The sequence below is a fragment of the Sinorhizobium terangae genome (assembly GCF_009601505.1).
Taxonomy (GTDB): Bacteria; Pseudomonadota; Alphaproteobacteria; order Rhizobiales; family Rhizobiaceae; genus Sinorhizobium; species Sinorhizobium terangae.
The window spans coordinates 25,608-38,818 of the sequence record NZ_WITC01000059.1 but is presented as its reverse complement, the minus strand read 5'-3'; the positions used below and the strand labels follow the sequence as shown (position 1 = coordinate 38,818).

The window sequence follows — 13,211 nt, the reverse complement described above, 5'->3', positions numbered from 1 at the left end:
CACGCATAACTGCGTTTGCGCTTGTCATCCAAAGCGCTTGCAGTTGCCCCAAACCACAACGATGAGTTTACACCCATTGCGGCATCGTTCAACAGGAGAAAGTCGAAGCCTAAGCCCGCGCCCCCCGCGACACCTATATGCGCCTCATCAAGAAATGCGGCCTCTTCGGCCTGACGCACACAGTCGTGAGCAATGCCGCCGGGGTGCGAAGCAAGGCGACGCTTTGGATAGACAGCGGAACGCCTTTACAGACTGCGCTTGATGTTCCAGCGGTCGTGATACCAGAGCCATTGACCCGGATATTCACGAACCCAGCTCTCGACCTTGTCGTTCAGCATCTGCGCGGTCGCATTGACGTCGACGCTGCCATCCGCCCGGCGCGGGATCGCAATCGCCGGTTCGAGCTCCAGCCGGAACCGCCCACCGGGCAGACGGATGCAACGGGCGGGATAGACCTCGCAATTGAACTGACGCACGAGCTTGGCAAGCAGCGGATTGGTCTGCACGTCCCGGCCGAAGAACTTCGTCTTCAACCCCTTGCGGAATTTCTGGTCGACCAGAACGCCGACACCACCACCGCGCTCGAGCTGACGGGCGAGCGCGAAGGAGGAACCGGCATGCGAGGGCACAAGATTGCCCATCCGCGCCTTGCGGAACTCGAAGACCTTGTCGGCCATGTACGGGTTGTTCGGCGGGCGGAAGAGGACGGTAACCTCCAGTCCGAAGGCCGAGCCCGCAACGGGCAGCATCTCGAAATTGCCGCTATGGGCGGTAAAGACAATGAACGGCCGCGGATTGTCGCGCAGGTCAAGGAACAGCGGGATGCCGGAGACCTCCACCCTGCCCGGCTCCGACTTGTATGGATCGAAATCGAAAAGCTGGTCGAGGAAGACGTATTCCGCCGCCATTCGCCCCATGTTGCCCCAACTTTCGAGCGCAATCTCCTGAAGCTCCGCCTCGCTCTTTTCCGGAAAGGCGTTGCGCAGATTGGTGAGCGTCAGCTTGTAACGCCCGGTCTTCGGGCCGATCCAGCGGGCGACGCGGTCCATGAAGTTAATCGCCGTGTCAGCCGGGAAGAGCTTCAGAACGGTCAGCAGCAGGAACACGAATTGCGCAATCAGCCATTGCCGAAAATGGTTGGCGGCCAGCACCAGCCGCGTGATCAGCATGCGCACGATGTTCAGTCCATCCGAAGGATGATCTTGCCGAAGACCTGACGCGATTCCATGCGCTCAAGCGCGCGATCGATATCGTTGAAGCCAACTTCCGTATCGATCACCGGGTGCACAAGGCCGCGGCCCATCTTCTGCATGGCGTTCGCCATATTTTCCTTTCGGCAGCCGAAGGAGCCGAGCAGCTTCAACTGCTGCTGAAAGAGCATCATCAGGTTCATATCGGTCGAAACGCCGGAGGTAGAGCCGCAGGTGACGAGACGCCCGCCCCGCTTCATCGACAACATGGAGCCCGCCCAGGTGTCCTTGCCGACATGTTCGAAGACGACGTCCACGCCCTTCTTTTTGGTAAGCTTACGCACCACGCCCTCGAAGCGGTCGGTGCGGTAGTTGATGACATGATCCGCGCCGAGCGCCTTTGCCCTCTCGATCTTGTCGTCCGAACCGACCGTCGTGATCACGGTGCAGCCGATCTTCTTGGCAAGCTGGATCGCCGCCGTGCCGATGCCGGAACCGCCTGCATGGACGAGGATCGTTTCGCCGGGTTCGAGCTTGGCGTTGTCGAAGAGCATGTGCTCGACCGTGCCGAAGGTGACGGGCGCCAGCGCAGCACCGACGGCATCGACGCCCGGAGGCGCCGGAACGAGCAGGCGCGCCGGGAGGTTTACCAGTTCCTGCGCGAAACCGTCGAGGTGGAAGCCGTGCACGCCGCCTACATGTTCGCAGAGATTGTCGCGACCCTCGCGGCAGGGGCGGCAGAGGCCGCAGGTGCGCGCGCCGTAGATCGAGACGAGCTGGCCGGGCAGCACATTGGCGACGCCCGGACCGATGCTCTCGACCACGCCGGACGCTTCCGCGCCGATCACCAACGGCATCTTGCGCTTGGCGAAGGCCATGCCGCGCCAGCCCCAGACGTCGATATGGTTGAGCGCGACCGCCTTGACGCGCAGGGTGACTTCACCGGGACCCGGCGTTTCCGGTTCCGGAAGGTCGGTGATTTCAAGCTTGCGGTCATCGAGCAGTTGCAGGGCGCGCATGGTGTTTCCTTTGAGTATTACGTCGTCGAAGGGCCGGTCGTGCCGACTCCCACGGCATATACACGTGTCGTGAACGTGTCGCTATGCTGCGGAAAGCGGCGCTGTACCGCTTGCACCATCCTCAAGCCGGCTCGGCGGTCATGACCAAACTGGCGTTCTGGCCGCCGAAGCCAAAGGAGTTCGACAGCACGGCAGTGACCTGCTGGCTGCGTTTCACGTTCGGCACGACATCGAGAACGATCGCCGGGTCGGGATTCTGGTAGTTGATGGTCGGCGGCAGTGTGCCGGTCAGCATCGTCTGGAGCGAGAAAACCGCCTCGACCGCGCCGGCGGCCGTCAGCGTATGGCCGATCATCGACTTGTTCGACGAAACCGGGATCGTCGGCAGGCGCTCGCCGAAGACGGACGACATCGACAGATACTCCATCTTGTCGTTTTCCGGCGTCGAAGTGCCGTGGGCATTGATATAGCCGATGCCGCTCTCGTCGATGCCGGCGTCCTCGAGTGCGGCGCGGATCGTCGCGATCGCCGGGCCGCCATCCGGAGACGAACGCGTGCGATGGAAGAGGTCAGCCTTCTCGCCACACCCCTTGAGGATGCCGTAGATGCGAGCGCCGCGGGCAATCGCCGCTTCCAGCGACTCAAGCACCAGCGTCGCGGCACCTTCCGCAATGACGAAACCGTCGCGGTCCTTGGTGAAGGGCTTCGATGCCTTCTCCGGCGGATCGTTCTGGGTCGAGAGCGCGGAAAGCAGCGAGAAGCGGATCAATGCCTCGGCGCTGACCGAGCCGTCGGTTGCGACCGTCAAGGCGCGATCGGTGCGTCCCTGGCGGATCGCCTCGACACCGAGCTGGATCGCGGTCGCACCGGAAGCGCAAGCCGTCGAAAGCGTCACCGGCAGGCCGCGCGTGCCGAAACGATCGGCAAGCCGCTCCGAGATCGAGCCGAAGAGCACGGCCTCGTGGAATACCGGATCCGGCTTCTGCCGCATGGCGGCAAGGAAACGGTTATAGGCGTCACCCGGCCGCTCGGACGGCGGCGAACGGTCGGCAAGCTCGAAGCGTGCGCTCCATTCCGGCTCTATCGGCGGGGCAGCGAGAAACAGCGGACCATTGAAATCCCCGGAAAGGCCGGCCTGCGCCAAGGCTTCCAGCGTCGTTTCGCGCGCCATCGCGTAGGAGCGCTCGACCGCGTTTTCGGCCGGCAGTTCGATGAAATCGACCGTGCCGCTGATGCGGGTCGAAAGCCCCTCGGTCGGAAAGCGGGTGATCTTGTGAATACCGGAGACGCCGCCGGAAAGCGCCGCCCAGTTGTCTTCGAGACCCTGGCCGAGCGAGGTGATGACGCCCATGCCGGTAACGGCGACGATCGGGCGGCCGAGATGATCCGTATATGCCTTGCTCATGGTTCGAGCCCCCTTATTCCGCAGAAAGCACGGCGACACCTTCGCCGCGGGCGTGGCCGATCGTCGTGACGACCGCCGTCTTGGCCGGTGCCGTCATCACGGCTTCAGCATCGGCATCGAAGGGCGGTACCTTGGCGGCGTGGCCGAGCGAAAGTGCCGCGAGCGCCAGGCCCACGGGAAACTGTGCCTCGATGCCATGCCCGACGAGACCGCCATAGGCGCGGACAGGCCGACCAGCGAGTTCAGTTTCGAGAAAAGCCTTCTCGCGGCGAGCGAGATCGTGGAAGCCGGTGGTTCCCGAAAAGACGACGGTCGACTGCGGCTCGAACGCGGCCGCCGGTGCCGCGAGATCGGCAAGACGTGCCTCAAGCCGCCCATCCTGGCGGCTGCCGCGATCGCCGCCGACCGCCTCGATCGAGGCATAGATGCGGGCGCCGCGCGCCTCGGCATATTGGCGCGATTCGAGCACGAGGAAGGCGCCGACCGAACCGAGGATGAGACCGCCGCCGTCCTCCGGCTTACGCGACCAGATCGGATGCCAGTCGCCAACCGCGCAGCCCTGGATGGCTTCGATCAGCAGGATGATGTCGATGCGCTCGGCCGAAAACGCACCGCCGACTAGCGTATGGGTCGACTGGCCGGCCTTGATGCGGGCGAAGGCGGTTTCGAAGGCCGAAATGCCCGCGGCCTCCTCGCCCATGAAGGTGCGCGAAGAGCCCGTAACCTTGTGGACGATGGAAATATTGCCGGCGAGCAGGTTGGAGAGCTGTGCAAGAAAGAGCGTCGGGCGCAATTCCGTGGTCAGCTTCTCGTTCAGGAGTTGCTCGCGATCGTTGCGCTTCAGACCCTCGTCCACGATCAGCGAGTCGACGTTGATGTCACGCTCGCCGCCGCCGGCGGCCACAATCATGTCCATGCTGCCGCAGGCTTCGAGATTGTCCTTGAGCCCGGCGTCATCCAGGGCCAAGCCGGCGGCAAAGACGCCGAGGCGCTGCCAGTTTTCCATCTGCCGCTGGTCGCCACGCTTGGCGATCTGGTGGGACCAGTCGATTTCCGGCAGCGGATGGACCGGATAGGGAGCGAAACGTTCGGTTTCGATGCGCACTTTCGGCGGTTCAGCAGCGCTCAACAACGCCACATGCGGCTCGACGCCGACGCCCTGGCTCGTCACGATGCCGACGCCAGTGATCACCACGTCGTTTGCGGATTTCCTCATATTCACTTCTCCGAACCGGCCGTCGCGGCCATCAATCCGAGCTCCTCGGCGCGCTTGCGAACTATATCGCCGAGCGGCACCTGGTCGAACGGCATCGTTCTCAGCTTCAGCTGGGCATCGCATATCTTCTTGCCGCCCGAGGTGATCTTGGCCTTGGTTACGGCAAAGCCGGATCCTTCATGCTCCAGCAGCGCCTCGATCTCAAGCTCGGTGGAAGGCTCCACGAAGGTGCGCATCTTGGCGCCGTCGACCGACATCAGGAAGGGCATCGTTGCAAATTTCGTCGCGGCGAGCACGAGGAAACCCGAGGCCTGCGCCATGGTCTCGATCAGGAGTACGCCCGGAACCAAGGGATAACCCGGAAAATGCCCCTCGAAGACGGGGCTCTTTTCCGGAACGACGGACCGCGCCGTCAGGCGGCCCACCGCAAGATCCACCGTTTCGACGCGGTCGATCATCTGGAAGTATTCAAGGAGCATGAAGGCTGATCCCCGTTTGGTTTCGGGCTCAAGTAAAAACGCCGATGCCGCCTGTCAAGCGCGGTACGCGACAGGCGGCATCGTGAAACGGGTCGAACCGCGTCAGCGGAAGGGTCAGGCTTTAGCGGCCCGAAGTTCGTCGATCTTCGCACAAAGATTCTTCAGCACGAAGTATTCCTCGGTCGACACCTTGCCTTCGTTGACTTCCTGAGTCCACTGCTCGAGCGGGATCTTGATCCCGAATTCCTTGTCGATCGCAAAAACGATGTCGAGGAAGTCCAGGCTGTCAATGCCGAGATCATCGATCGTGTGGCTTTCCGGCTTGATCGTCTCGCGATCGATCTCGCTGGTTTCCGCAATAATATCGGCGACCTTGTCGAATGTTGCTGTCACGCGCATACCTCATGAAAATCGAGTCTTGGCGATCCCTATAGAAAAATGCACGGCAAAAGCCAATGCCTCTTGGCTTTTGCCGTGCCGATTGCTTTAGCGATTAAAAATGCGGTGTTGCTAAACAGCGACCGAATGGCGGCCGGGCCCGCCGGAAAGATGAGCGTCGAATGCGGCTGCAACCGAGCGGGCGAAGGGCCGTCCGCGCGCCGTCAGCTTGAAGACGCCAGCCTCGATCGTCGAAAGGCCGTCGGCATCGCGCGCGCGGAAAAGCCGGGCCTCCTCGATGATCGATGCGGCGAGCGCCGGGAACTCCGCTTCGATGCGCGCGAAGGAAAAGCCGAACTCGCACATGACGAGCGAGATCACCCGTGCCCGCAGCCGGTCCTCCGGGGTGAGCGCATAACCGCGAACGGCGGCAAGACCGCCCTGCTCCGCCCGGCGCAGATACTCTCCGGTCGCCGGCATGTTCTGCACATAGCCCTCGCGGAACTGGCCGATCGACGACGCGCCGAGACCAATCAGCGTTTCGGCCGTGTCGTCGGTGTAACCCTGGAAATTCCGCCGCAACCGCCCTTCCCGGCTGGCAACGGCGAGCGTGTCCGCAGGCCGAGCGAAATGGTCGATGCCAATCGCCTCGTAACCGGCGGCGACGAGCATTTCCGCCGCCCGCGACATCTGCGCGTAGCGCGCGAGGACGTCTGGCAAGCTCTCCTCCGGGATCATCTGCTGATGCTTCTTCATCCAAGGCACATGGGCGTAGCCGAACAGCGCGACCCGATCGGGCCTAAGCGACAGTACCGCATCGATGGTCCGCTCAAGTGTCGTCATCGTTTGGTGCGGCAGTCCGTAGAGCACATCGCAATTGACGGAACGCACGCCGCGCGCTCGCGACGCCTCGATCGCGTCGCGCGTCTGCTCATAGGTCTGGATACGGTTGATCGCTTGCTGCACGACCGGATCGAAATCCTGGATGCCGAAACTCGCCCTGGTCATGCCGATCGCCGCCAGCGCATCATGGCGCGCCTCGTCGAGGTCGTTCGGATCCATCTCGACGCTGATCTCGCAATCCTGGCCAAAGGTGAAATGCCGCGAGAATTGGCTCTTGAGCGCGACGAGATCGTCGGGCCGGACGAGAGTCGGCGAGCCGCCGCCGAGGTGCAAGGCAGTGACGCGCGCGCCGCCATTCACCCGTTTGCCGATCGCCTCGATCTCGCGCTGCAAGCCCGCCAAATAGTCGGCCACTGGATCATAGCGAAGCGTCTGCTTCGTATGGCAGGCGCAGAACCAGCAAAGACGATCGCAATAGGGAATATGTGCGTAAAGCGACAGGCTCTCGCCGTCGCCGATCGCGCCAAGCCAGCTCTCGTATTCCGCGTTGCCGATTGCGTCCGAAAAATGCGGCGCGGTCGGATAGCTGGTGTAGCGCGGCACCGGCGCCGCATGCTTCAAGACGAGTGCATCTTCCATCCTAATCTCCACTCTGACACGTCGTTTATTGCTATCGCCGGAGCCGATCGCCGACGGTTCTTGGCCCGCCATGGCGCCGGCGCCGGGGACCATTGTGGACGCGAGAATAAATTGCCGCGGACAAGCTTTTTTTGATCTTGATCAAATGCCCGCTTACGGAGCGAGCTAAATTGACATTCGTTAAGTCCGGCTGAGACATTGTTTCGCGCTTTGCGGATTTACCCGGGCCAACTCTTGATTTGGCAGCGACGTTCCTCTTTGGTCTGGACAAACGGCGAGGCAGAAAGATGCAAATCGTGAGCGAACAAAGCCGCAAGGACATCCATAATTCAGACATTCCAGTCGTCTGCCTCGCCTGCGAGGCACGCCACGGCGGAGTCTGCGGCACCCTCACGCCAAGCCAGTTGACTGAGCTCAGCCGTCATTCGACGCGCCGGCGGGTCGATCCCGGCAGCGAGATGGTCGGCCAGGGCGAAACGACCAGCAATTACGCCAACATCATTCGCGGTGTCGTGAAGCTCAGCAAGATGCTCTCCGACGGCCGCCAGCAGATCGTCGGCCTGCAGTTCGCGCCCGACTTCATGGGTCGACCCTTTACCCGCGAAAGCGCGCTGAGCGCCGAGGCCGCAACCGGCATCGACATCTGCGCTTTCCCGCGTGCGGTCGTCGAGCGGCTTGTCACGGAAGCGCCTGGCCTTGAGCACCGGCTGCACGAACAAGCTCTGAAAGAACTTGACGAGGCACGCGACTGGATGCTGACGCTCGGCCGCAAGACCGCCCAGGAAAAGGTCGCGAGCTTCCTCTACCTCATCGCCACCCACATCGACCCGGAGCACGGCACCGCCACAGAATTCGACCTGCCGCTGTCTCGCGCCGACATCGCCGACTATCTCGGCCTCACCATCGAAACCGTGAGCCGCCAGGTCACCAAGCTGCGCAAGGACGGCGTAATCCGTGTCGAAAACAGCCGTCGCGTCATTGTCCCCGACATCGGCCGTCTGATGCGCTTCGCCGGCATTGATTGACGCAAAAGCACCGCGTTGCGTCGTAGTCAGCCCTCTATCTGTAGACGCCTGCCGTAGCCAAACGCGGATCATCGAGAAGAATTGCGTCCGGCGCTATCGTTCGCAGCCTATCAAGCCCTTCCCGATCGACCTGACCGACAGGAAACGGCGGGTACTCCGCACGAGGGATCGTCCGCGGTTGACCAACCATCACAGCGAGACACATGCCCGCGTCACGCACGGCAGCAGCGCGTTCAGACGTCGCATCACCCTGCCACAGCCTGAACCAGTTGGCTCCTGCTCGCCGCGCCTCTGGAGCAGAGTCTGGCTCCTCCAGGAAAGCGAGAACAGCGATACCCGCCGTGATATCTTGCGCGGCGCCGATGAGCCCGATGTCACGCAAACCAAGCAGCGTCCGCTCGGCCGCATCCATGAGCACGATTTCGCCGATAATCTGAGGAAGATGCCGTTCTTCCATGAGCTTGACGTCGAGCAGAATGCCCAGCGGATGTGAAGCAGCAAGGGCGTCTCTTAATGTCATTACCGCCGGCAACAAGCTCCGCAGTGTCGCCAGATGAAACTCTGCAACCGTACGCGTGTCGCCGCATAGTCGCCGAAGATCCGCGTCGTGCATGCAGACAAGGGCTCCATCCCTTGCCCTGCGAACATCGGTCTCGATGGCATCGGCGCCGGCCGCCGCTGCCGCATTGAGGGCGCCGATAGTATTCTCCGCAGCAAGAGCCGCGCCAGCGCGATGGGCGATGATGAGCGGCCTGCGTTTCGATGTCTCATTCCACAATGCAGTCACTACCCGCGACAAACGGAATGGAGAAATAGAAGAAAATTAAAACAGCGACGCGATCAGAGCGGCGACGGCAAAGGCCAGCGTCATCGCCGAGCAGGCGCCATAAAAGACGGAAACGGCGGCGTCGATATCCTCCGGCGTCACGATCGATCGGCCGGGCTCGTTGATCATCGGCTCGTCGACCTTCACGCCGCCATAGGTCCGCGGCCCGGCAAGCTGGATGTTCAGGGCCCCAGCCATCGCCGCCTCCGGCCAGCCGGAATTCGGCGATCGATGGAGGCCGTGGTCGCGGCGTGCCACTTCGAGTGCAGTTCTCGCTTCCTCTGCACCCCGCTTGAAATGGGCGCCGGCGGCTACCAGCAGGATCGAAAGGCGCGCAGCGGGCCAGTTGGCGAGGTCATCCAGCCGCGCCGAGGCCCAGCCGAAATGCAGGTATTTCGGGCTCTTGTGGCCGATCATCGAATCCGCCGTATTCAGCATCTTGTAGGCGAACAGGCCCGGAAGCCCGGCGATGGCGTACCAGAGGGCAGGTGCGACGACGCCATCGGAGAAATTTTCCGCAAGGCTTTCGATCGCGGCCCGGCAGACGCCGGGCTCGTCGAGCGTCTTCGGATCGCGGCCGACGATCATCGACACGGCCGCCCTGCCGCCTTCAAGCCCGTTTTGACGCAGGGCCTCCGCCACGCGTATCACGTGAACCGCGAGGCTCTTCTGCGCAAGAAAGACGGCAACCACGATGGCTTCCAGCAGGAAGCCAATGGCACCGAGCACGTCGAACAAGCGATGAAAGACGACGCCGACCAATATGCTTGCTGCGAGCAGGAGGAGGATCGCCGCCAGCCCCCTCATCTTCAGGGCTGCCGCTCCCGCGCTGGCGCGATTGAGCGCCTCATCCAAAAGTCCGATCCCCTTGCCAAAAAAGACGACCGGATGGGTCACGCGCTCCCAGAGCCAGTCGGGATCGCCGACCAGGCGGTCGATGACCAGTGCGACAACGAGGATGAGGAAAATTTCAAAAGTCAATTACACACCTGTCCGCTGCAAAGCTTCGGCAAGGCGCCGATCGCCGTTTTCGTCCGGGGTGAGTCCGATCCTGAGCCAGTGCGGATTGTAGTCGAACTTGCGCGTCAGGATGTGCGCTTCGCAAAGCGCGGCATGAACTTCGCATGCCCGATCGTTATCGACCAGTGTGAAAAGGCCCGTGCCGCCCGCGATCTTCAGGCCGGCCGCACTGAGTACCGTATCGAGACCGGCCTTGCGCGCGAGAATGCCCCTCGCGATCACCTCAGTGTCGCCTTCCATGAGTTTCGTCGAAATGGCGAGCGCCGGGCCGGAAACGGCCCAGGGACCGAGCCACTCGCGGAACGCCGCGAGCACAGAGGCGCGAGCGATAACGAAGCCGAGCCTCAGGCCCGCGAGGCCGAAGAACTTGCCGAAGGAGCGGAAGACGATGAGATTGTCAGAGGTTGCTGCATAGCGGGCGACGCTCGCATCCGGCTCGAGATCGCCGAAGGCCTCGTCGACCACCAAGAAGCCGCCATGGGCTTTCATGGCCACCGCCATGGCAAGGATTTCCTCGGGCGGAAAAAGCCGACCGGTCGGGTTGTTGGGATTGACGACCACGGCGAGACCGTGCGCGGCGGCAAGATCGTCGACGTGCCGGACGGGATCAATCGTGAAGCCCGCAGCGGAAAGCACGCGGGCGTATTCGCCATAGGTCGGCGCGAAGACGGCGGCGCGTCGCCCGGCGTCGACGAGCCGCGGCAGCAACTGGATCGCGGCCTGGGTGCCGGGCACCGGCAGGGGCATGGCGTCACCGGTTCCATAGTAGCGGCTCGCGGCAAGACGTGCCGCCTCCTCGGCATGCCGGTCCGGAAGGCGGTGCCAGACGCTCAGATCGATCTCCGGCAATGAAACCGGGCACGGGTTGATCCCTGTCGAAAGGTCGAGCCACTCGGCCGGGGTACCGCCGAAACGCGCGGCGGCCTCGGTGACGCCGCCGCCATGAAGGATGGGAGCGGTCATTGTCTGCCCGAGAGATCGATAAGGTGCATGAAGGAGCCGGCGACATTCCCGCGCCTGAGGCCGGCCTGGCCGAGATCGTTGCCCGCCGCGTCATGAACCGTAAAGAGCGGTTCGGCCGCCCCTTCGGATACAATGGTCGCGTAGTGGAACTCGTGCGCCGTCATCGGTCCATCGAAAAATGCGTTGTCGAGCGGCGCGACGCGCCGGTAGCCGAGATGCCGCTTGCGCTCGGCAAAACTGGTCACCAGCGGCAAAAGGCCAAGCATTTCGTAACGCCTGCCATCCGCCCCGACAAGCCCTTCGCCGAGCGTCATGTAGCCGCCGCACTCGCCGAAGATACGCACGCCCGCCTCCACGGCGCTTTGCAAGCCCTTGCGGAACTGCGTCGCCCCGGCCAGTTTTTCGGCGTGCAGCTCGGGATAGCCGCCGGGGAGATAAATCGCGTCAACGCCCCTTTCGGGCGCTTCGTCGTCTAGCGGCGAGAAGAAGGAAATTTCCGCACCCTGCCCGCGCCAACCGGCAATAAGGTGCGCATAGCAGAAGGCGAAGGCGACGTCGCGGGCGATGGCGATTCGCTGGCCGAGCGGCTTCAGAGTGGCGATTTCGGACTTGGCCGTCTGCGGTGGTGGGGGTGTTGCGGCAGCCAGCATCGCATCGAGATCGCAATTTGCCTCGACAAGATCCGCCGCGTGCTCGATAAACGGTTCCAGTCCTCCGTGCTCGCCGGCCTGCACAAGGCCCAGGTGCCGCTCCGGCAGCTTCAACGAGCTATCTTGCCGGAGGACGCCGAAAATCGTCACACCTGCCCTGTCGAGCGCATCGCGCAGCATCATCTCATGTCGGTCGCTGCCCACTTTGTTGAGGATGACGCCGGCGACGCGGATCTCGTCGCGGTAATCGGCGTAACCGCGCACCAGCGCCGCCACCGAATGGGACAGGCGGGCACAATCGACGACGAGAACCACGGCGAGCCCTAGCGTCGCTGCGAGATCCGCCGGCGCGCCCGTGCCGTCGGCGGCACCGTCGTAGAGTCCCATCATCGCCTCGACGACCAGCGTCCGACCGCCGGCCACCGCCCGCCCGGCGTTGTCGATGAGCAATTCGGAGCGCATCGCCCAGGGGTCGAAGTTAAAGCAAGGTTCGCCGCTTGCAGCGGTGTGGAAGGCGGGATCGATATAGTCAGGCCCGGCCTTGCCGGGTGCAATGGCAACGTCACGCCTCCTCAGCGCCCGCATCAGTCCGAGCGTCACCGTGGTCTTGCCCGAGCCGGAACTCGGGGCAGCAATCAGAAGACCGCTCATGCGCGATCCCGGAGAACACGGTTTGCAAAGGGATCCGCCGCCAGCACGCGGCCATCGCGAGCCCCGAGCCAGTCGAGAGCGGCGCGCAAGCGCACGACCTCGCCGACGACCACGATTGCCGGCGGCTCGAGGCCGGAGGCCGCGACATCGGCTTCGGCGCGCAAAAGGGTCGTCTCCAGCACCGCCTGCTCTGGCGTCGCGGCATTGCAGACGAAGGCGACCGGCTCCTCCGGCGAGCGGCCGCCGGCAATGAGATTGGCGGTAATCTGGCCGATATGCTTCATCGCCATGTACATGACGATCACCGGCGAGCCCTTGGCAATGCCTTCCCAGTTGATCCGGTCCGGCACGACGCCCGAGGAATCGTGACCGGTCAGGAATGTGACGGCATGGTTGACCTCGCGGTGCGTCACCGGAATTCCGGCATAGGCAAGCCCGCCGATGCCGGCGGTGATGCCGGGCACGATGCGGAACGGAATGTGATGCTCGACGAGCGTCAGGGCTTCCTCGCCGCCCCGGCCGAAGACGAAGGGATCGCCGCCCTTGAGGCGGAGCACGCGGTTCCCGGCGCGCGCCAGTTCGACGAGGCGCAGCGAGATGTCGCGCTGTTTCGGCGAAGGTTTTCCGCCGCGCTTGCCGGCATATTCGAGGGCGGCGCCCGGCTTTGCGAGCTTCAGGCAATCGCTGTTCACCAGCGCATCATGAACGATGACATCGGCTTGCCGCAGCGCATTGGCGGCGTGCAGAGTCAAAAGCCCGGGGTCGCCCGGCCCGGCGCCGACCAGCCAGACGGAACCGGGTTCGAGTTCGGGTAGGCCGGCGAAAATTGCATCCGTCATGGCATAATCCTTGAGGTCTCGCTGGACCGCAGACCTGATTCAACCTGTGAGGCAGGTGATTTGCTTTC

Annotated in this window: 13 protein-coding genes; 1 reads left to right on the top strand and 12 read right to left on the bottom strand. The window is 63.3% G+C overall.

What is annotated here, in order from left to right; translation table 11 throughout:
• Nucleotides 1–245: 245 nt before the first annotated feature.
• The 7 genes from GHK62_RS16025 to hemN form a co-directional block, all read right to left on the bottom strand.
• The gene (locus GHK62_RS16025; protein WP_153440199.1) at nucleotides 246–1,169 is read right to left on the bottom strand and encodes a lipid A biosynthesis lauroyl acyltransferase; all 924 of its coding nucleotides are present in this window, start codon (nucleotides 1,167–1,169) and stop codon (nucleotides 246–248) included.
• An 11-nt stretch (nucleotides 1,170–1,180) separates the two neighbouring features.
• Complete coding sequence (locus GHK62_RS16020) at nucleotides 1,181–2,209, bottom strand: zinc-binding dehydrogenase (protein WP_153440159.1); 1,029 nt, start codon at nucleotides 2,207–2,209, stop codon at nucleotides 1,181–1,183.
• Between the two features lie 121 nt (nucleotides 2,210–2,330).
• Nucleotides 2,331–3,614 carry a beta-ketoacyl-ACP synthase gene (locus tag GHK62_RS16015; protein WP_153440158.1) on the bottom strand — a complete coding sequence of 428 codons (1,284 nt, stop codon included), beginning with the start codon at nucleotides 3,612–3,614 and terminating at the stop codon, nucleotides 2,331–2,333.
• Nucleotides 3,615–3,627: 13 nt separating this feature from the next.
• Entirely contained in the window at nucleotides 3,628–4,830 is a 1,203-nt protein-coding gene (locus GHK62_RS16010; protein ID WP_153440157.1) for a beta-ketoacyl-ACP synthase, read from the bottom strand.
• Between the two features lie 2 nt (nucleotides 4,831–4,832).
• Nucleotides 4,833–5,309, bottom strand: a complete 477-nt coding sequence (locus GHK62_RS16005; RefSeq protein WP_153440156.1) for a 3-hydroxyacyl-ACP dehydratase FabZ family protein — start codon at nucleotides 5,307–5,309, stop codon at nucleotides 4,833–4,835.
• A gap of 114 nt (nucleotides 5,310–5,423) precedes the next feature.
• On the bottom strand, nucleotides 5,424–5,708 hold the full coding sequence (locus GHK62_RS16000; protein ID WP_085938953.1) for an acyl carrier protein: 285 nt from the start codon (nucleotides 5,706–5,708) through the stop codon (nucleotides 5,424–5,426).
• A gap of 111 nt (nucleotides 5,709–5,819) precedes the next feature.
• Nucleotides 5,820–7,169 (bottom strand): oxygen-independent coproporphyrinogen III oxidase, encoded by a 1,350-nt coding sequence (gene hemN / locus GHK62_RS15995; protein WP_153440155.1) that lies wholly within the window; start codon nucleotides 7,167–7,169, stop codon nucleotides 5,820–5,822.
• Between the two features lie 287 nt (nucleotides 7,170–7,456).
• Here hemN and GHK62_RS15990 point away from each other — a divergent pair, with 287 nt between their 5' ends.
• Nucleotides 7,457–8,194, top strand: coding sequence for a Crp/Fnr family transcriptional regulator (locus GHK62_RS15990; protein ID WP_153440154.1), 738 nt, complete (start codon nucleotides 7,457–7,459; stop codon nucleotides 8,192–8,194).
• 34 nt (nucleotides 8,195–8,228) lie between these two features.
• Here GHK62_RS15990 and GHK62_RS15985 read toward each other — a convergent pair whose 3' ends face one another.
• The 5 genes from GHK62_RS15985 to cobA are packed head-to-tail and all read right to left on the bottom strand — an operon-like array spanning nucleotide 8,229 to nucleotide 13,143.
• The gene (locus tag GHK62_RS15985) at nucleotides 8,229–8,981 is read right to left on the bottom strand and encodes a glycerophosphodiester phosphodiesterase (RefSeq protein WP_184108843.1); all 753 of its coding nucleotides are present in this window, start codon (nucleotides 8,979–8,981) and stop codon (nucleotides 8,229–8,231) included.
• A 36-nt stretch (nucleotides 8,982–9,017) separates the two neighbouring features.
• Nucleotides 9,018–10,001 (bottom strand): adenosylcobinamide-phosphate synthase CbiB, encoded by a 984-nt coding sequence (cbiB, locus tag GHK62_RS15980; protein WP_153440152.1) that lies wholly within the window; start codon nucleotides 9,999–10,001, stop codon nucleotides 9,018–9,020.
• The gene (gene cobD, locus GHK62_RS15975) at nucleotides 10,002–11,003 is read right to left on the bottom strand and encodes a threonine-phosphate decarboxylase CobD (protein ID WP_153440151.1); all 1,002 of its coding nucleotides are present in this window, start codon (nucleotides 11,001–11,003) and stop codon (nucleotides 10,002–10,004) included.
• Nucleotides 11,000–12,304 carry a cobyrinic acid a,c-diamide synthase CobB gene (locus GHK62_RS15970; RefSeq protein WP_153440150.1) on the bottom strand — a complete coding sequence of 435 codons (1,305 nt, stop codon included), beginning with the start codon at nucleotides 12,302–12,304 and terminating at the stop codon, nucleotides 11,000–11,002. The genes cobD and GHK62_RS15970 overlap by 4 nt, the downstream gene beginning before the upstream one ends.
• Nucleotides 12,301–13,143: a uroporphyrinogen-III C-methyltransferase gene (gene cobA, locus GHK62_RS15965; RefSeq protein ID WP_153440149.1), complete on the bottom strand. Its 843-nt coding sequence runs from the start codon at nucleotides 13,141–13,143 to the stop codon at nucleotides 12,301–12,303. Before cobA ends, GHK62_RS15970 begins: the two co-directional genes overlap by 4 nt.
• Nucleotides 13,144–13,211 lie beyond the last annotated feature (68 nt).

What these genes read in the sequence shown, in the direction of transcription:
- GHK62_RS16020 (WP_153440159.1), bottom strand. Translation starts at nt 2,209, where the DNA reads ATGCGCGCCCTGCAACTGCTCGATGACCGCAAGCTTGAAATCACCGAC.
- GHK62_RS15990 (WP_153440154.1), top strand. Translation starts at nt 7,457, where the DNA reads ATGCAAATCGTGAGCGAACAAAGCCGCAAGGACATCCATAATTCAGAC.
- cobA (WP_153440149.1), bottom strand. Translation starts at nt 13,143, where the DNA reads ATGACGGATGCAATTTTCGCCGGCCTACCCGAACTCGAACCCGGTTCC.
- GHK62_RS15970 (WP_153440150.1), bottom strand. Translation starts at nt 12,304, where the DNA reads ATGAGCGGTCTTCTGATTGCTGCCCCGAGTTCCGGCTCGGGCAAGACC.
- GHK62_RS16000 (WP_085938953.1), bottom strand. Translation starts at nt 5,708, where the DNA reads ATGCGCGTGACAGCAACATTCGACAAGGTCGCCGATATTATTGCGGAA.
- hemN (WP_153440155.1), bottom strand. Translation starts at nt 7,169, where the DNA reads ATGGAAGATGCACTCGTCTTGAAGCATGCGGCGCCGGTGCCGCGCTAC.
- GHK62_RS16025 (WP_153440199.1), bottom strand. Translation starts at nt 1,169, where the DNA reads ATGCTGATCACGCGGCTGGTGCTGGCCGCCAACCATTTTCGGCAATGG.
- GHK62_RS16015 (WP_153440158.1), bottom strand. Translation starts at nt 3,614, where the DNA reads ATGAGCAAGGCATATACGGATCATCTCGGCCGCCCGATCGTCGCCGTT.
- cobD (WP_153440151.1), bottom strand. Translation starts at nt 11,003, where the DNA reads ATGACCGCTCCCATCCTTCATGGCGGCGGCGTCACCGAGGCCGCCGCG.
- GHK62_RS16005 (WP_153440156.1), bottom strand. Translation starts at nt 5,309, where the DNA reads ATGCTCCTTGAATACTTCCAGATGATCGACCGCGTCGAAACGGTGGAT.
- GHK62_RS16010 (WP_153440157.1), bottom strand. Translation starts at nt 4,830, where the DNA reads ATGAGGAAATCCGCAAACGACGTGGTGATCACTGGCGTCGGCATCGTG.